The organism is Candidatus Peregrinibacteria bacterium (genome assembly GCA_016699755.1).
In the GTDB taxonomy this organism is placed as follows: domain Bacteria; phylum Patescibacteriota; class Gracilibacteria; order CAIRYL01.
Genome location: CP065009.1, coordinates 174,667 through 194,580 on the forward strand (window position 1 = coordinate 174,667; position 19,914 = coordinate 194,580).

Annotated in this window: 8 protein-coding genes; 6 read left to right on the top strand and 2 right to left on the bottom strand. The window is 42.0% G+C overall.

From position 1 onward, the window contains the following. Positions 1–55: 55 nt before the first annotated feature. Together IPN35_00825 and IPN35_00830 are read right to left on the bottom strand one after the other, a co-directional pair. Complete coding sequence (locus IPN35_00825) at positions 56–925, bottom strand: isoaspartyl peptidase/L-asparaginase (GenBank protein QQS59419.1); 870 nt, start codon at positions 923–925, stop codon at positions 56–58. A 36-nt stretch (positions 926–961) separates the two neighbouring features. Continuing rightward, positions 962–2,437, bottom strand: a complete 1,476-nt coding sequence (locus IPN35_00830; GenBank protein QQS59420.1) for a hypothetical protein — start codon at positions 2,435–2,437, stop codon at positions 962–964. Between the two features lie 115 nt (positions 2,438–2,552). On the opposite strand from IPN35_00830, the gene IPN35_00835 reads away from it, so the two are divergent. The 6 genes from IPN35_00835 to IPN35_00860 are packed head-to-tail and all read left to right on the top strand — an operon-like array spanning position 2,553 to position 19,905. Further along, the gene (locus IPN35_00835; GenBank protein QQS59421.1) at positions 2,553–13,817 is read left to right on the top strand and encodes a hypothetical protein; all 11,265 of its coding nucleotides are present in this window, start codon (positions 2,553–2,555) and stop codon (positions 13,815–13,817) included. Continuing rightward, a complete protein-coding gene (locus IPN35_00840) occupies positions 13,814–14,545 on the top strand; it encodes a hypothetical protein (protein QQS59422.1) in 732 nt (243 codons plus the stop codon). The genes IPN35_00835 and IPN35_00840 overlap by 4 nt, the downstream gene beginning before the upstream one ends. 38 nt (positions 14,546–14,583) lie before the next feature. Further along, on the top strand, positions 14,584–15,315 hold the full coding sequence (locus IPN35_00845; GenBank protein QQS59423.1) for a hypothetical protein: 732 nt from the start codon (positions 14,584–14,586) through the stop codon (positions 15,313–15,315). Between the two features lie 26 nt (positions 15,316–15,341). After that, positions 15,342–16,820 (top strand): hypothetical protein, encoded by a 1,479-nt coding sequence (locus IPN35_00850; protein ID QQS59424.1) that lies wholly within the window; start codon positions 15,342–15,344, stop codon positions 16,818–16,820. Beyond that, positions 16,817–18,031: a hypothetical protein gene (locus IPN35_00855; protein ID QQS59425.1), complete on the top strand. Its 1,215-nt coding sequence runs from the start codon at positions 16,817–16,819 to the stop codon at positions 18,029–18,031. The genes IPN35_00850 and IPN35_00855 overlap by 4 nt, the downstream gene beginning before the upstream one ends. Further along, entirely contained in the window at positions 18,022–19,905 is a 1,884-nt protein-coding gene (locus tag IPN35_00860; protein ID QQS59426.1) for a hypothetical protein, read from the top strand. Before IPN35_00855 ends, IPN35_00860 begins: the two co-directional genes overlap by 10 nt. Positions 19,906–19,914 lie beyond the last annotated feature (9 nt).

Consider the following 19,914-nt stretch of genomic DNA (forward strand, 5'->3'; position numbering starts at 1 on the left):
ATTTTCTTTTAAAAATTTACTGATGAAAAACCATTCTGTTTTTTCTATGGATGGGTTACTGTTCCAGAATTTTTGTCGCTAAAAAACTGGTGCTAAAAGCAACAGCGGTTTCTCCTCGCCGAGAAAGGGCAATAACGCCACTTTGAGCATTATAGTCTTTGTATAATTCCTCAATTGCTTTTTGAGTTGATAATTGCAAATTTTGATTTTCCTTATAATAAAGCCACACTTTGAGTGCTAACATCATTTGTAATATTTTATCTCCTTCTCCAGTGCAGGTAACAGCAACATCTTTGTTACAAAAAATGCCAGCACCAAAAATGGCGGTATCTCCCACTCGACCAGGATAACCAAAGGCAAGCCCTCCCGTTGAGCTGACGGCAGTGAGCCTTCCATCTGCGAGGGCTACAGCCCCCACTGTTCCGAGTTTTTTTTCATTAAGAGCTTTTTGATTAGTCGCTAAATTTCGATAGAGGGGGTCAGGAATGAGTTTTCGTTTTTCTGTATACTGTTGCCAACGAGATTCTGTTATAACATTTGCAAGTTCCAGTCCTTCTTCAAGCGCAAATGCTTGAGCGCCTTTTCCAGAGAGAATACTATGATATCCGTACTGTAAAAGTCTTTTTGCCACGAGAGCAGGATTTTTTATGTTTTCAATTTGTAGTATGCCGGCATACCCTCTTTCGGAATCGGCTATTGCTGAGTCCATTCGACAACAGCCGTCAATTTGCAAAATACTCCCTGTTCCAGCATCGAGTTCGGGGGCATTTTCAAGAAAAGAAACGGCTTTGACCGTCATTTCTTCTGTGTTCTCTTCCTTCATTCCTTCTATCGCGGCATTTTCAGCAAGAATTTTTTCTGTATTTTGAACATCTCCCTCTTTTGTGTTCCATGCTCCAACGTGTGTAATAATAATTTTTTTCATTATTCTTAAAAAACAGAGTCATTATAGGAGTTGTTTCTAGGAAATTCTAATTCCTTTTTCTGAGAGATTTTCTAGCATTTTTTCATACTGCTCTCTTGTTCTTGCGACAATAGAAACCTTTACAACGGGGTCTAAAATCTCTCCTCTTGATCGAAAAGCAGTAGGAATAACTCCTTCATGTTTTGAGCCTTCTCCTTGGTAGAGAAGGTCTCCCAAAGTTCTTTTAAATTCCATAAAATCCACTGGATATGGAAAAGTGAGGTTTGTATTTAGTGCATATATTGGTTGATCGAGTTCTTTTTGAAGTTTGTGAACCTGTCGAAGAAATGGTGTGCTCGCATTTGGGCGTCCGTTAAAATCAAAAATGATTGCAGTAATGCTCCCATCTTCTTTTTCCAAAACCATAATATCTCCTCCGCAATATCCCCGATACCCCGATTCCTGCATCCCTTTACATGTTTTCAAAAATGTCTTTTCCGCCATAACTCTGTGCAGTTCTTCTTCTCTTGTGAGAGGAAGCTCATTTCCAAGATAATTTCCATTTTCTGATGTGCGTTGAGCAGAGGTGTCGATTATTTCAATATCATCATCAGATATAAAAGCCTGTACGTTGAAATTGGCAATAGTTCGTTCTGTATCAGGGAGCGTATTTAAATCTGCCTCCACAACAATAGGAAGAATAGAAAGTATTTTTTCCAGTTTCTTTTTTCTTCCTTTGTCGTTTTCAGAAAAGAATTTTAATTTTTCTCCTATAGAAATGAGTTGTTGGATGATTCCTAAGAACGATGAAGTGCTATTTTCTTCTTTTTGGATTTCAAGGGGAATAACACCGTCTCCTCCAGAAAGAGAATCATACTTTATCCAAAGTTTCATTTTCCGGCTCTCTTCTCGTGGGCTTTCTGGTACATGTTTCTTAAAATCTTCCAGAAGTTTTTGAACAAAATCTTTAATATTTTCTAGATCTTTTGGTTCAGTAAGAGAGAAGCCTGTTGGAACAGCGTATGAATATTGATCTGCCTGTTCTCTAAGAAATGTTTTGGAGTTCGCTTTCCGTGAAATTTCTCTCGCATCCGCTTGTTGCGTGCGAGCAATATTGTTGAGCGGAAGACCTGTGATATTTGCAATTTTTATAGATGTTTCCGTAACAAAGCTCATAAGAAGCCCATCTATGCCTTGCATTTGTTTTTTTATTTTTTCGTGAAGGGGATGGGCGCTATTCTCTAGTATTTTCAGAAGCATTTCTTCAGGAGATCCCCCAGGGAATTCCTCTTGAGTTGCCTTTCCAACATCAATTTCATCTCCATTCCAAAAGCCATTTTTTTTCAAATATTCGGTAAATTTTGGATCGGGGGAAAAGATAATAGCGCTTCCCCCAAGATGCCCTGCAAGAATATTAAGGTAATGGTCGCCATGAGGCTCTGGTGTTCCAAAAGGAGGCTCGCCATTCACAAAATTTACGCAGAAAGCATTTCTCAAGAGGTTATCAGGATTTTTAAGGTGTTTGTGAGACATAGTCTTTTGAAAATACTTTTACAAAGACGAATATGACATAGAGTTCATATGCACTCAACCAATTTTTCGTGCTTTCTGAAAGCTATTTTGATAGAATCCAGAGAATAAAATTCCTTTGAAGAAGCCTTTCTCAAAAAAGAAGCAGCGGCGCTGTTCATTTGCGTTTTGGCAACAAATTGTTTCCATTATCTGCTCTATTATACTTCTTGCTCCGCTTCTCATAAATCCTCTCGGAACGTATGCCGCACCAGGAGAGGAAGAGCGAAGACTTGTTGTGCTTTTCGTAGAATCTTCCCTTTTTCAGGGGAACCCTGATGATGAAACGAATCTCTCTGGAAAAATCTATCGTTATGCAAAGGATGTACAGAGCTCACTTCCACAAACGAGAGTACTTGTGCTTCCCATTTTAAAAACAGAATCTCAGGGGAATCTTTTTGCACTTCTCGAAAAATTCTATTTTACCGGTCATCGTCGAGAGAATATACTCTTTCGTCTTTCGGGAGTAGTGCTTATTGGACAGGTGCCACTTCCCACTATTCGAAGCCGTGTTTCCGATGTAGCTTCGGTATTTCCCTATACCGATTTTGAAGATCCGGCATTTCTCTGGAGCAACGCCACTCAGGTGTTTCAAGAAAATCCAGACAATCGAGAAATGAAAGCAGAGGTATTTCATGGGCTTATTCGTGCGCCGAAAAATGACAAAAAAACGGAAGAAGAGTGGCTCTCAGAATATTTCGACAAAAATCATGCGTATCATACAGGCGATATTCCTCCCTCTAAACAAGCCCTCTTTTTTGCTGATTTTCCAGAAGAAAGTCGTTCACGATCTCCGCTCTTTTCTGCTATGTACGAGGCGGCGGAAGGTATCTTTGCGTCGGATCTCGCATTTTACCGCTATAACAAAAGATTTCTCGATGATGTTGTTGCGCTTTTCAATAGTACTTCCGATGCAACGCTCAACACCAAGGATCTTCCAGAGGAATTTCAAAAAAAATATGAGGAAATGAGAAAGAGTCTTTCAGACTTTCCTTTTCCCGATTCTTTGGCGCGAGAACAAATTCTTCAGTATCTTCCGAAATATGCCGAGGTTACGTCTGGATACTTGAGTGAAGCGGAATCGGAAATTCGTGGAAGCGGTCGTTGGATGCTTGAGGAAGAAACAGCGGATGCTATTCCGCTTCTTATGAGCCGTATGGATGTACTTTCACGCGATTTTTTGCGTGATTTTTCTGTCCATTTTGAAGAAGAAATTACGCGGTATATTGAAGAAAAATGGCAAAAACCATTTTCCGTTGTTTCGAAAGAGGTTGTGGTGAAGTGGAAACGCACAGAAGATCTTCTTGGAAATACAAAAGCTGAGTCAGATTACGATTTTCTTCCAAATTATTTTCATGGACAAAAAGGAGAAGATATTACTCGTGCCGAAGAGTGTGCTTTGGTGCGAGGGACATTTCCAAAGTGTCTTTCTCCTGATGATCTCTCAGAAAAAGAGCGCGCCGAACAGTGTTCTCCACGAGAAGAAGGAGATGTAGAAGAACGGTATCGAACGTTTGGTGACACCTCTCAGCGAACAGAAATGAATCATCTCTGGAATCTTCTTCCAGATGATCCAGATGTTGTGTATGAAAAACAGTGTGCTATGTACGGAAAATGTTGCATTATGTATTCCTTTGATCCAAAACAATGTCACCCCGAGGCGGCGACATGGAATGTGTTTGACGAACAGGGCGGAAAAACACTTCCTGAAGGAAAGAGTGATTCTTTTGTCGATTGCAGTACGCTAAATTTTCTTCCTTCAGAGAAGCGTATTCTTCTTCAAAATCCAAAAACACCACTTTTCCTTTCAGGAACTCCTTTTCATGAATATGATGAAAAAGGAGTGGTGGGTATAGAAGATTGGGGAACAATTGAAAGAAATATCACGGATCTCCTCGCTGCCGGAAGTGGAAATGGTAATTCAACGTCACTAGAGTTTTCACCGTATAAAAAGGGGTTTCCTTTTTTTCCTCTTCAAAAAATATCGAGTGTTGTAGTGCACAATGAACCACGTCCAGAGACTATTTCTCGTGCCGTGAAAGATATTCTCTCGGGCGCTATTCCTGCAGATGATGATCGACGTGTAGATTTTCAGGGACCAGCAGGAAATCGTATTAATATCTTTTTTCCTGATGTTTTTGAAATTGATCTTGCAGACGTAAAGTACGATGATGTCGCCCTGAAAAAAAAGGTTGTTTCTGTCTTCCTTGAATTTGAAAAGGAGATGCGGGCGAGAATACTCTTCTCAAATTTCGAGAGTTATCTCGCGTATGTTCGCGCTGAAACGCATGGTCTTGAGAAAAAGGAAGGGCAACTAATTCCTTTTTGGGAAGATGTCAATCTTTCCGATTGGTTGCTCACTTTTCTTGAGCGTGCTGAACCACTCTTACAATCTGCATTTCCTACTGCGAACGGACGTTCGGAACTTTGGAACCATTTTTCCGATGAGGCAGACGAAGTGCTAAAAACAAAAATTTTTACACTTCTCGAAAGTATCCCTCCTTCTGAGGAAGGTGCTTCTTCTGGGAATACTCCGCTTTCATTCCCTGAATTTATTGCAAATGGTGGTGCTGTTTTTGTGTATCATCCGTATGACGATTACCTCATACAAAATCTTCTATGGGATCCGCAAGAGGGTCTTTCTCCGCGCTCTTCTTATCCATGGCGTGCAGTAGATCGAATTTCTGGATTTCTCGACAACATGGATCTTCGGGAAACACTTGTCTTTCCTGTTGTTGCGGTTCCCGAAAGTGGATTTCTCTTTGGAGAAGGGGGAGGCGAAATCAGTTGGCATGGTGATCCACTTCTTTCTGAATTCCTTCGCTGGCGGAATCTTTCTGCAGATGAGAAACACCAAGAGGTAATCCGTATTTTTTTCGGAGAAAATCCACCAGAAACTCTGAACGGAAAGATACCTGGATATGAAATGGGATATTTTCGTGCAGATGGAGACACAAATGCTTTGTGGTGGGGCGGAGAAGAAGAACTTTTATTGCCAGGGGATGATCCCGAATGGGAAGACGCAAATGAAGAAGCACAAGGGAATTCTCATAATAATGGCAATGAGAAAAACGATATTGATAAGTGTACAGGAAAGCCGTTTTCTGAGGGGGTTTCTGTTCTTGAATGGTTTCCGGCATTTCTCTGTTGGCTCAAAGAAACTCTCAAAACTCCCGTTAAAGTAAGAATGGTGAATGCTTGTTCGCTTTCTTCTACACTGAAGTTTAATGATCATAAAACCTTCGATGATCTCTTACGTATCGATCCAGTTATTTCTCAGGGGAGTCATATTCAAATTCTCGCTTCCTCTGGAAACCAAATTGTTACTCCTTGGGAGGGGGTTGTCACCATTCGTTTTCTTGATAATCAAGAATATCCGCTTTCGGGCAGAATTCCATTTTCCATTCTTCCTCAATCGGGAATCACACTTTTAAATACCTCTGGAAAAACCGATTCTTCTGGAGTTTTTTCTGACACCGCGGTTTCTGGTCAATATCTTCTTCGTCTTCGTGTCTCTTCCAATTCCGCCAGTTTTGTTGTGAGTTCTTCTGGATTTCCAGAAAAATCCTTTTCCTTTTCGGTTATTCAAAATGGAACAGTAAAAATAACTCCACTTGCGGCAAGTCCAGGAGACAGCAGTGCATTTCATCGATTTACGATTTCTGTAAATGATGCGAGTGAAACGCTTCTTTCTTCCTTTTCTGGAACTGCTGGTGTCTCAGTTTCAAATCCTCTGCTCGCAACAGTGCTTACATCTACTGTTCCTCTTCAAAATGGAAAAGGGGAGGGGCAACTTCTTTTAACTCATGGTGAAACAGATGTTATTGCAACAGTTCAGGGATTCTCTCCGGCTCATATCACTCTCTATGCTGATGCCGAAACGGAAGATATTGATATGCATCTTTCTCCATCGCTTCCCAATGCACTCAATCTTCATGAATCTGTGGAAGTACAGGTACTCGATTCTGCCGAAGCTCCTATTTCTGCCGCAACACTTATTGCTACAGAAAAAACAGCACATCTTGCGGATATTGCTTCACTTGGAAATGGGATATTTCGCATTACTGCGCTGAATACCGCCGGAACTATTCGTCTGATTATCCGTGCGGATGGAAAACGAACTCTTCCGGTTTCTCTCCGTATTGTGGCAAAAATAACAACGGAAGATATGCGAAATCTAAAGCCCAATGCACCGATTTCTGCACTATTCGGATCCAATTTTTCTGATTTTTCGGGGAATGGTGATCCTATTGCCAATGCGGTTCTTTTTTCTGGACGTTCGCAATCGGTGCTTTCTTCTCTTTTTTCTAATCACGTTCCAAATGTTCGGGCGAGCGTGTATGGAAACGGAAGTGTTTCTCTTGTTGATACTGCACTTTCAGTGGTTCCACTTGATCTTTCTACTCTTCGTTTTGGCATTGGCGAGAAATCGAAAAGTCTTCTTACGAGGTATCGCATTGTTCTTCCTAAATCGGGAAAAGTATTTGACACTCCTTTTCTTTCACAATCAACACTCCCCACACCGGGGATGTATCTCGATTTTTTGGCATCCTCTGATGCTATGACCCTCCATGAAGAGAAGGATCATTTTGTTCTCACTCGGAATGGACAAGATGCCATTTCGTTCAAAACAGATGGTGTGGACATACGCGATACTCAATTTTCCGCCATATTTGAGTCGAACGGAAGCCTTCCTGAGATTCTCATTCGTTTTAAGGGAGTTGATGTGTTTCGGGTAACAATCGTCGGAGCGAATCTCGCCCCTGAACAATTTCCAGAAACACACTTCTTTTTGGCACCTCTTCCTGAGAATACCAATGGAGAACTCGGCTTTTCTCTTACCGAAGAAAATTCCTCAACGGTTCTTTTTTCTGGTGGGCGTGCTCTCGAAAATGCAGATACACTTTTTGCCGCTGGTTTTCATGAAGATGATCACTTTGCGCTTCAGATTGCCTCTGGCGTTCCTGTAGGAGAAGCGGCGCGTGGATCATTTGGTCCATCGGGAGTCCTTCTTGGTGATCCTTCGTTGGCACTTGGAAACGATAAAGTCATGATTGACGGTTTTGATCGTGCAGTAGGGGATGAACTCTTTCGGAGCGATATTTCTCGAATTGTTTCTTCTTCTGTGGCAGATGGAGACGGAGATAATGATCTTGATATTTTTCTTGCCGATAATCGCGGACAAGTACGCATGCTTCGAAATGATGGTAATCTTGAATTTCACGATGTTGGATTTGTTGCAAAAAACCCAGAAGGAATTCGTGTGATCGCCACTCCCGATTTAGAGAAAGATGGATTTGCTGATGTTGTTGCCGTAGATGACAAAAAAACGCTCCAAACTTTTTCGAATCAGGGAGAGCGTTTTACGCGAGAAAAAACTTCCTCTCTGCCAGACGTTTCGTTGGCAGATGTTGATACTGGTGATTTTGATGTTGATGGATTTCCCGATATTTTGGCACGAGCAAGCTCTGGAGACCTACTTATTTTTTGGGGATCTGCGAACGGATTCTCGGCGGATCACTCTACGAAACTTGGAAACTTTGGGCTCTCTCTCGATGAAACGGATCTTGCACTCGACAATACGCTGATAAGTGCCCCAGATATTGCCGAAAGAACAGAAAAACTCTACCCGCTCTTTTTAGGGAAAGCTTCTGGAAAAAGTGAGGGGATCCTTACACTTGCCGATCTCTTTCCCGATGTAGAAGCAGGGACGAGTGATGCATTCACTGAGTCTCAGTGGGAGGGGCTATTTGGTGTTCAGAGATCGTATCCAGAATCATTTTCGGAAATGACGATTCCTGAAGAAGCTCCTTCAGATTCAAGAAGGATTGGTGTCTTTACAAAAATTGATGAATATCCTGATATTTCGGTTTCGCTTTTTGCTCATGATATAAATGGAGGAGATGTAGAAGAAGATGATGAAATTTCTTTTACACTTCAGATTCAAAATGGTTCTGCTGAGAGTCGACATTTTTCACTTGCACATGTTCTCAACCCTGCTTTTTCTGTTCATGAAGATTCTCTTCAGGTTCCAAAATCGTGGTCAAGTGACCGTCCTGTTCCGCACTTAGAATATTTGGGCGATCAAGGAATTCGCATACTGAATATATTGCTCTCTGCCGGAGAATCAGCAGAATTCTCCTTTACCGCAACAATGGTGGGAGATACTGATATCCGCTTCCTCATTCGTGATGATCTCGATTTCCCCCCGAAATTTCCTGCAGATGGTCTCCCAGATATTTCCGTTATTATTCCGGGACTGAATGGAATGATCCATTTTCTTTCTCAAGGGAATCGGCAATACGCAGAATATTTTGAGGAACATCCCGAAGAGCAAATTCCGGGTATTTTTCAAGATCCAGTTGATGCAGATGGCGATGGAAACCCCGATAGTCTCACCGGAGATGCAGATGGTGATGGACTGCCCGATTCTAGTAAACCTGTCGCCGATCCGTACCGAAATGACACCGATGGTGATGGTATTCCTGATGCATGGGATGAAACACTCGGAAACAAAGACGAAACCGGTTGGAATGGAGAAAGTCGTCTCCGAAAAGTGGGAAGCTTTGCTCAAGAACTCATGTCTTACAGTCGGTGTGATGGCGGATGTCTCAACATTCCCGTTAACTACGCATTTCTCGTTCCTGGTCCACTCAATCTCTTTGAAAAACTCGTGAGTTCTTTTCGGGGGAATACAAAAGTCAGTGCCGATGTTCCGCAGTTTTCTCCTGCTATCACTGATGCACTTTCGGGTATCACCAATACCATCTCAAGTGCAACGAGCGCACTAAATGATATGTTTAAAGATATTCAAACAGGACTTGGCATTCCGTCGGGAGGCGTTTCGGGCTGGCCTATTTTTGGGATTCTTCCCAATTTTCCGTTTGTGTGTCATGGACTCTCGTGTTATCCAGATTCTGTCTATCGATTTTACGTTTCACCAACACTTACTGCTGGAATAGGCATTGCCTTCTGTACTGGTGTGGCAGCAGCAACCGGTCTTGGTGGGGCATGCATGGCATTTGCTCCAGCAAAGCTCAATATAGGTACACTCTGTGATGAATATAAGGGAAAACAGCCTCGTGTTGATGACACCGACGATGGCAATTCTTGCCAAATCGTCACAACAACAAATACGGGACAATATGGTATCCGCCGCCGTTCTATGCCAGGGCTCCGCGGACTTCTTTTTTCCTCTGGATCACTCGGAACATTTTCATATTCTTTTGGAAACGCTTCCAACCGAAATGCACGAGTAACACAATTCCCTTGGGGATGGGTGACAGCGCAGGTTCAGGAATTTCATGCAATGTTCCAACTTCCAAGCATTACGGTCTACTATCCCGATTTCAGTGCGTTTTCTCCTGAGCGGTTTCAAGAGAAGTTTTCTGAGGCGAAAAATACTGCTTCTTCTGCCGGAAATCAGCTTATTGAAGGTGTCGAAGAAGGAGCAAGTGGCGCTCTTAGTGGAGTGAAGGAAACAATAAATGCGTTCGAAGAGACTCCAAAAGTAGTACACACCGATCGAAAAGAAATGGAACAAAAAGCGCGGCAAACCATTGCGGAAGAAAAGGGATTTCAGAATTCCGTTAACCAAAAAATTGAGAGTATGGAAGATCTTTATGATGCACTCAATAACTTTCCTCTCGTTAATATTCGTCCGATTGATGTTCCTATCAAGGTTCCTCACCTTTCTCGAGGTCAAATTTTTGCACTTCAGGCAGATCTTTTGCTCTGGAACGAAAATGCAAAAAAAGAAATTCAGCGTGCAAAAAAAGAGTGGGCGCATTGTCCAGAGGGAAAAACGCTATTAGAGTGTTCTGCATGGGAGGCGGTTCGAGATAAAATTCTCGTCAATGCTGATCATCTCGTTTCTACGGTTCAACAAAATCTCCGAACGCTCGAAAATTTCCTCAATCAGCCATTTGATATTGCCAATATCGATGCCATGGTAGCGCAGTGGATGAATCAAATTCTTTGCTTTTTAGATTTTACTATTCTTGATATCGCAACGTGGTTCAAGAAAAACCAGCGTCGGCTTGAAGATTGGATTCAACTCTATTATGTGCTCAAGGAAATTACGAAATCATGGGAGGCAATTAAAGATGTTTTCCTCGATTATGAGCGCTATTGCCACCTCTGCAAAACCGATCGTGGGGAAAATGTTGTGAGCATGTTCCAGCTCTTTTTCAATGTTATTGCGAGTCCTCCTATTATTACGTTTCCTCGTCTCCCAAATATTGTCCTTGATCTCTCAAAAATAAAAGGTGGCATTAATATTCCCTTGCCAAAGCCACGATTGCAGTTTGTTGCCATTACTTTTCCAAAACTTCCGCAACTCGATCTTTCTGGTCCTCCGCGAATTAATATCGTTCTCCCTGGTATTCCGCTTCTCCCCGATCTCACCATCAATATTGATGCTATGCTTCCGCCGTTTCCCGATATTCCGCGCATTACTCTGCCCGATTTGCCACCGGCGCCACGGTTGCCAGACTTTCCGGGGGTTATTTCGAGTCTTCTCTCTGTTATTCGTCCGTACCTTCAAATCCTCTGTCTCTTTAAGCGAAGTGCATTTCCTATACAGGAGGAAACGTTGAAATCTGTTATTGAAGGGCTTACAGCTCGTCCTCTTATTTCTATGCTTCGATTCGATTTTACAGCGGCACTTGCTCCAGATATTCGTGTTCCTTCCATTCGTGAGATTCGAATTGATGTCGAAACAAATCTTGATTTTTCTGTGGGGAACAGCCTCACAGATGTATTCCGAAGTATTTTTGATCCTTGGAATAAAGCAATCACCAATATGGCAGGAGCCGCACGAAAAGCACAAAATGAGATGATGCAAGATATAAAAAGATCAGTTCCAGTCCTTAGTAAACATTCTTCCAAGGAAGAGCTTTTTGCGGAATTGAGTGCGGAACTTTTGGCAGAATCCGTCCGAGCGAAAGACGCGCTCTTTACAAATACCTATTCTGTACAAGAACTTTCTGGACGTCTTGGACTTGCGCCTGTTTCTCTTCCTGAAACGCTTCCGGCAGTTGATCGTCTTTCGGAAATTCGAAGAGAAGTTGCTTCCCTCGAACAATCATCGCGCGATCGTCATACGGCGCTTCTTGCTGGAGCTGATCCTTTTGATCTTTCGGGAGATGTTTTCCCTGATTCACTTTTGAGTTCTGAAGTTACCCTATTCTCGAGTGATGATGAACTTCTTCCTGCGCCTTCGGCGGAACCAATACCCCTCTCTTCTCCTTCATCTGATTTCAATAGTCAAAATATTATTCCGAACGGAGATCCCGCAGGCGGAGAAAATTCATCGGATGGAGGGCGATTTCTTCCTCCAGAAGAAGAGCCAGTTGTTCGTGATGGTGTGTTTGCCGAGTGTGGAGAAAATGGAGAAAGAATCCTCTTAAATGACGATCTTGTGAGTATTCTCGAAAAAATTCGTCTTCTCGATTTTGATGGAGATGGTGATAAAGATATGCTCCTCATTACGAGTCGTGGTGTGTACCTGAAAGAAAATATGCTGAAACATACTCTTCCCGTTTTTGAGACATCACTTCCAGAAATTGGAGATACTATGAATCTTCCTTTTGTGACTGAGGCGGTAAAAAATATTTCTGTTACAGCAGGTGAAAAATCTGCACAGATTCGCTTTGCTTCTCGTTTTGATGATGATCTTCTTGGCATTCGTATTGTTATTGCGAACCGTCGGAATTTCTTCACATTTCCTCGAGAAGATGACGAAGTGTATGAAGCGCTTCTCCTCGCTTCCCGATTTGTTCCCAAGGAGAGCGACTCCAATCACTTTCTCCCTTCAGAAGTAACAGTAGAAGGGCATAAATTTTCTGGAAACCTTCTCGTGCGTGAGTTTACCAGTCAATCGGTTCATATTCCGCTTCCCCCAAACAAGGCGTTTTTTATTCGCGTTTTCGAAATTCGTCCGAGCGGATTTTCTACTGATTCTGAAACTCATTTTGTGATGCCACTTTCAAAAGACTCTTCCAGTAGAGAATGGAATCTTGGTCCAGATACGATTCGTACCGAAAAAATTCTTTTTGAAGATTTGTATCCAGAAGTTATTGAACCAAAAGAAGATTTGGAATCATCTTCTCCTCTCTCTTTCCTGCGAGAGCTTCTTATTCCTCATGCGTTTGCAGATGAATCTCTTTCATCAGAGGAGGGTAATCAATTTCTTCCTAGCTCGCTTGAATCCTACCTTGCTCCTAGAAATTCAGATCAGTCAGATACCGAAGAACACACCGAAATTGATGCGCTTTTGCATGCACCAGAAGTTCCGGGAATATATCGGGAAATTCTTCAAAATCAAGACGGAACAAAACAATCCGTAGAAATTTCGGTACGTGTTCCCGAAATATTTCTCTCTTCTTTCTCAAAAGACGGAGTGCTTTCTGGTTCTATTTTTCCCAAAGCTTCTCGTATTCCTCTTCACCTTTTTCGAAAACATGGAGGATGGGAAATTCCTGTCGAAACATCTTCTGCAAATGAAAATGGTGCCTATTTTACTAATGAAAATGGAGAATTTTCGGTGAGCGATTTTTCACTGGCTTCTGGTATGGAACTCATTCGAGAAAATACTCAGGAAATACAAGCAATTGTTCATGGCGAAACAGGGCGCGTTACGTCTTTTTCAGAAGCAGTGACCTTGCAACCAACAGAGTTTGGAGGAGTGGTGGCAGTGGAAACTGAGACAGGGGAAACACTTTTTTCTGTTCGTATCGCTTCGTCTGGAAATTCTGATGTTCGAATGTTGCCAGAGCCAGCGTTTCTCGAAGGATACCCTGAAGGTGTTTATCTCCTCGATAGGGATCGTACTGATAATGTGGAGGCAGAAGAGATTCCTGAAGATGCACCCACATTTTCTGGTGGCATGAAAATTCTCTCGCAAGGGAAGCCCATTCTTTTCGTTTCTCCTCGAGGAACAGCACGCGTGCTCGATGCTCACTTTTCTCTTAATATTTCTTCGGAAAAAAATGCCAATGCTTTTATTCTCACTGTTCAAGATGCTTCTCATACTCCTCTTTTTGATATTCTGCTCCATTCCGATTCACATCATTTTATGGTTGCCGATAAGTATCTTGTGCCAGAAATTCCTTTTTCGCAGTTGGATGATTCTCATTTTACCGTTGATGAAGGTTTGCCACTCGAACCTGGAGTAACACTTTTTTCTGGTCTTCGAGGAAATGTTGTGTATCGTCTAAAAGAATCTGCTGATATTTTTTCGGGAGATGAAGTATATGCCGCTATTATTTCTCCTGATCGTCGTGCGCTTTATGCGAAAAGCAACACGATCCCTGTTCCAAATACTCTTTTTGAAGCGCGATGAAAATTCGATATTTTCTTTTTGTTGGCATTTTCCTCTTTCCTTCTCCTCTTTTTGCAGAACTTTTATGCGAGGAAAACGATGCCATTTGTCAGTGTGAGGAGGCGTGGAGTGACGCATTTGATGCAGTCACAAAACATCTTTCTGAAAACGATCTCACGGAATTTCTTTCACAAAATAATGTTGCTTCTGCCGATCTCTGGAGTGGATATCGAGCACTCTCGCTTCGAAATCGTTGTTTTCTCGAATCGGTCTGTGATCTCGTGTTGAATCCTCAGGAGGAACAAGAGGAAGAATCCTCATCGCTTTCACCCGAAACTGCTCTTGGTGGTTCTTCGCCAGGAGAACGAACAGGATGCGCTTTGGGACTTTCTCCTTCAAAAACACTTTCGGAAATTTCTGGATTTTCTGAAATAGAAAAACGCATTCGATCTTCTTGCGGATTGCAAGCAGAAGGCAAAGATTCTCTCATTGAATCGCGAAAACGGGTTCTTGGTATGCACGAGCTCTGTCGTGAACACCAATCGGTTTCTATTGCTATTTTTGATACCACTGTACGAAATCTTATTCATATTGATGAAAACCGAAAAACGCTTGGGTATCTTGGGAAGAAAATTTCTGCCATTCTTCAAGAACTTCACGATCTTGTGGAAAAAGCGAATACCATGATTTCAAATATTAACTCTTCGTTTGATCAGCTCTGCACTATTTCTCATCCAGATCAGAAATGAAAAAAAAGTTCATTCTTTTGGCATTCTTCTTTGTCCCTATGAGCATTTTTGTTTCGGCAGTTTCTTTGCGTGCAGATTTTTTTGGCTTCTGGTCGGATTCACAGGAATCTTCTCCCTCTCCTTTGGCAACGTCAACATCAGAAAACATTCTCGATAATCCTGAAAAATGGGATTGCGAAAAAATAAATGGAGAGAATAACGATCAAAATACCTATCTCACCGAAGCACTTCAAGAAAACGGTGATGAAGAAAAAGGACGATATGTTCCAGAAAAATCAATTGCCCTCTTTCAAAAAAATATGGATACGGCTTTTTCTGAGCACATTAAGCGTTTTGAAGATGAAGATGTTGGATGTGATCTGTCCGATCCTGAAGGAGAATCCTCTTTGGAAGATCACCATATTCCGCTTCCAGAAGATTTTGCAACCACTCAGTATCTTGAATTTCGAAAGCTCGATTGTGCATTTGAGGCAATGAAAGCATCAAATCGTATTCTTTGTGATAAAGAGGAAACCATGAGTTCCGGAGAAATTTTTCAGTGTGATGCCGATGTTCGAGAAGGAACACTTCCTCGTGAACGAGACCTTCTTAAGCGTTCTCTCGATATTGCTCTTCGGCACACAAGTGAACTTTCTATCGCTTGGCCACTTCATAAACGCATGCAGTGTGTAAATGAGTCTCTTGCGCGCGAACGAGAGCTTCTTGTAGAAATCATTGAGATGCTCGCAAAAATTCAAAAAGCCATTCCTAATCTTGCCCAATCTCGATGAGAATTTTCCGTTTTATTTTCTTTGCCGTGCTGTTCTTTTTTCCTCTTTTTGCGCATGCAGATGATGGACTTTTTACGAAAATCTACAAAGATCTTAAAATTGGTGCAGATGAAGACGCAACAACGCGAGTTTCTGCCATGCTTAACACAGAGCCAAAAACTATTGATACCTTCCGAAAAACAGGGATTATTGCCGAGGGGGAAACGCGACTTCTTAATGCATGTCGGCTCCTTTCTGAAGAGACAATTTCTGAAGATTCTTCCCTGAGTTCTGCCGAAGACCAACATCGTTGCTTAGAACAGGTTCAATCGCTTTGGGATCAAGAACATTCATACGCGATTCGTGAACGAGAAGAATATGAGAAAGCGAATGCTTTTGAACGATATTGGGATGGAGAAGTTTCGGGAAAAGGGGATTTTGATATTCAGTCTGAAATGCACACCACTGATCGACAAATTCAAGGAAGCGAAGCGTCTCCTTCGGATGTTCCAAAATCGAACGCTTCTTTGCAAGACCTCTTTCGACTGAAGGTGACGCACTATCGTTTACCAAAAGAAGGAGGATTGCCATTTTCTGCAAGTGGTGGATGTGGAAGTGGTGAATCTTCCTTTTTTGGCGGTATTTTATGTCTCCCCTCATTTTGTTCCGATTTTGTTTGTGTAAAGGTTCGAACCATTTCTGGAAGTCAGTCGACCTCAAACTCTGGGAAAAAGAGAAGTGGTACACAAAGTCTTATCAGCCAATCAGCTTCAAGCTTTGGAAAAAAGGAGAGTAGTGCACAAAATCTCATTACTGCCGGAGAAGAGATTACAAATAAGATGCACGATACCGAACAGAAAACGCCAACTCGCAATACAAATCAGGCGAATTTTTTTACTCCTCTTTTTAATTGGGATCAAATAATTGGAGGGGAAAAAGTCCATCTTGTTGCAAAAACTCCTCCACTCTTTGAGGCTTTTTCTCAGCCCAATGGAAGTGAGAGAACGAAACAAACCACTCATTATGCTCTTTCTGATGATGGGCTTTTTGTGAAAAGCTCTTCTTCTGTTCCTCCAGAAGCTCCTCCCGAAGGAGTTGATGGTGTTCGAAAGGAAATGCGTGAAGTGGTTCAGAAAGAACTTCAACGTGTGCGTTCGCAAGATTTTCGTCTTTGCCAACAGGGAAGTGCAGAATGCAAGAGCGCAGATATTCTCCAATCACTTCTGGAAGAGTGTGATTCATATACGAGTCGTAGTGAAGAAGGGGATACTTCTGAGAGTGTTCTCAAGTGTATTCGCGATGGGGAAGAGAATGCCATTCGTAAGGGTGCTGAGTCGGAGCTCCTCAATATACAACAAGTTCGAAAGGATTTTTATAACGATGCTCCTCAGCAGTTCGATATGCTTTGGGGAGAAATGATTGCACTGAACACACAGCTTAAAAGTATTAATCTCTGTGCTTTACGCCAGTCAAAATTCCGTTGTGGTATGCCGAAACTCGATTGTAGTTTTGAAAATACTCTATGAAAAAAATACTCCCTGTTCTTTTGACACTTTTTTGTTTCCTTCCGTTATCTGCGTATGCGGCATATTCTGATGGAGTAAATACTCTTTTAAATTGGGCAGATACAGAAATCTCTGAAATTTCTGCGGAATTTTCTACTATTTCTCAGGAATCAGAAAATCCAGCAAAGGATGAAATATGTGTTCTGGAAACCGATTGGGAAATTTCTTTTACTGCTCGATTGCAACTTGGTGCTTCCGATTTTTTTCGTTCGGTGAATATGTTTCGCGCGAAAAATAATTGTCTTGTTGAAGATGTTCACGAAATTGAAAACCGTATTTGGCGGCTCTATAAAACATCTACCTATTTGAAACTCAAATGTCGTTCGCCAGAGCTTAGTGAACGTCTTTCAAAAGTTTCTGGTCGTGCGGAATTGCTCATGCAACAACTCTTCTTTTTTCGAGATGCGGTACAAGATTATGGTGGTTTAGAAAAAGAAGAAGAGCAACGCGCTCATCTTATGGAACAATTTCGCAAAAAGTTTCAAAAGATTCCAGAAGGACTTCCTGAAACACTTACTTTTTCTTCTGAAGAATATAAAAATCAGCAAACATGCCCAGAGCCAAAGAGTTATTTTAGCTTTCACCAAACAAAGGAAAAATTTGCGAAGATAATGGAGAAAATAAAAAATCTCATGAACGTGGCAAACGGAAGCGAAAAACTCAGTAGCCTCTTTTTCTCCGGAGCCCCTTCTACTTCATGGAACAACATGCGTGCTCGTGCAGAGCAGCGGGGAAAACAGGCGGCAAATCGTTGGTTTCAGCGAAATATTTCTAGCCCTGTTCATCAGGCAGAACGAGGACTCTTCAAAGAGGGGTCAATAACGCAAGAGGAGAATCGAATGAGTTTTGACGAGACAAAACAAACAAAGGCTATTTCTGATGCGCCACCAGCACCAAAAACCATTGAAGAGGAAGTAAGGGAGAATCCCATAACAGAAAAAGCCATTCTGGCAACCGAATCTTCTGAAAAAAATCGAAAAAATTCTCAAGCGTTTCTCGAAGAGGCGCATCGGCAAATGACAAGAATTGGAAGTTTTGATCACTCTGTTTCCGATACTCTTGATAAAAGCCCTGTTGCGGCGATTGTCAGTATTCGTGAAACGAATGAGCATCTCGAAAAAGTGGTACAAGCACTGAATGATTTTTGTGGATCACTTCCAACATGTCAGTAGAATTTACAGAAAAAGATGGGTCATTGTTTCTCGCATTCCTTTTTGGTACAATAGATACTGATTTCTTTCTCTCTTCTCTCGTGTCTCGATATTTCGTGCTCTTTTTTCTCTTTTTCTCTTTTTCCTCAATTGCTTTTGCAGATGATGGATGGAATGGAGATTGCACTGCTGATCTTCCGGCTTCTTTTCCTGATGATCGGGATTGGAGAGATGCATATATTCTGAAAGACCAAGAAGATAATTCCGCATGGCAACGTGCTATTTTGGCGCAACCAACCGATTCTATTTCTCTGAAAGAGTTCGAGAGCTATGAAATTACGGGAACAGCACGAGCAAATTCTCCTGTTCAACTCTATCTCTATGAATCAGTTCCCAATGAAAGTGGAACCGGAATTCATAAACCTTCCCAAGGAGTATGTCTTCGTGAGGAAGCGGACGAAAAGGGGTATTTTGTTTTCAAGGTTACCACCAGAACGTTGTGGGGAAACACGGGGAAAGATCTCGTTATTGATCCGTATTATCGAATGGAAGAGAGTTGGGATCAGGCAGTTCCTCAGGACACGAATCAGGATTTTTATATTGGAACAGGAGTCTCGCTCCGAACGATTCGTGTAGAACTTCCACCACAAACTACCACAGCTCCTAGCATGGGGTGTTCGTCATTTGGTCCACTGGAACTTGCTATCGATCTTGATCCGGCGGATATTAATACAAACAAAATTAGTAATGTTTTTGGTTCCGTTGATGATGAAGCGGTTCGTATTGCTCGTGTTTCGGGGTTTCATACGTTTTATGCAGGAACGAAAACCGATAAAGCTTATTCTGCTACCGATCTTGCAGAAATATCTATGCGCTCGGTGGTAATGGAAACAATAAAGCGTTACCTTCTTGGAAATACTAATGTTGCGAGTTCGATTACAGAATCGCTTCCTGAAGTGAGTGTTGTACAACTCGAAACATTTGCCGACAAAACGGGAGGTGTCGCCGATATGGTTAAATATATTCAAGAAGCAATGACGACCGATGGAGATGATCGTAATGTCGCGTTGGGGCGTATTCAGCAAAAGATTATTGCAGAGCGAAATGCTCGTTGTCTGAACTGCTCTGGGTATCCTATTGATGCTCTTATCGAAAATATTGATTTTTGGAAAAGCCTTTTTGTTAGTGAAAGTGATGATGATTCTTGGGCAAGTGATTTTATAGAACTTTTGAATTTTTGGACGGGTGGAACGAATCAAACCGATTCCCTGATACAAGATGATAGTGTGTTGGGTTGGAACTATCTTGCAAGATACAGTGGCTATGCCAGTGAGTTAGAGTGTGAATCTTGGAAAATGATCTATACTCAGGGGGTTTCTCCTCGCCTTCTCCTTCGTACGACAGAGCCCGTTGCTCTCTCTCCAAAGTTTACTGACATCATTCTTAACTCAAGCAGTCTCACGTTTGATGAGAACGAAACTTGGAACATGCCGGCAGGAGAGAAAAAAGAGCTCTCATACGAATACCAAACAACTCGTCCGTTTGAAGTGGAATCCGTTGCTAATGTGTGTATGAATGAAAATACACTTTCTTCTCTTCGGAGTGATCTCTCTCAATCTTTCGGGCTTTCTTCACAGGAACTTGATCTCGTAGAAACAGAGCTTTTCGGAAGAATTCCTAGTGAGGAAGACGTGTTTCTTCCTTTTGCTATCGCTAATCCCAGCGACATTGCAAAACGAATCTTGTGGGATGGAAATGGAGAGCAACTCAATATTTCTCAGCTCTTTTTCAGAAGAGAAGAGGGAACGTGCCCTGGATATGCGTTTGTGCCAGCTTTTTCTCTTGATTCATTTGATTCGAATCGAGATGGATTTGAGGTGGGAATGGTGGAATAAAGAATGTCT

Coding starts and splice junctions, on each gene's coding strand:
- IPN35_00840 (QQS59422.1), top strand. CDS start 13,814: ATGAAAATTCGATATTTTCTTTTTGTTGGCATTTTCCTCTTTCCTTCT.
- IPN35_00830 (QQS59420.1), bottom strand. CDS start 2,437: ATGTCTCACAAACACCTTAAAAATCCTGATAACCTCTTGAGAAATGCT.
- IPN35_00825 (QQS59419.1), bottom strand. CDS start 925: ATGAAAAAAATTATTATTACACACGTTGGAGCATGGAACACAAAAGAG.
- IPN35_00855 (QQS59425.1), top strand. CDS start 16,817: ATGAAAAAAATACTCCCTGTTCTTTTGACACTTTTTTGTTTCCTTCCG.
- IPN35_00845 (QQS59423.1), top strand. CDS start 14,584: ATGAGCATTTTTGTTTCGGCAGTTTCTTTGCGTGCAGATTTTTTTGGC.
- IPN35_00860 (QQS59426.1), top strand. CDS start 18,022: ATGTCAGTAGAATTTACAGAAAAAGATGGGTCATTGTTTCTCGCATTC.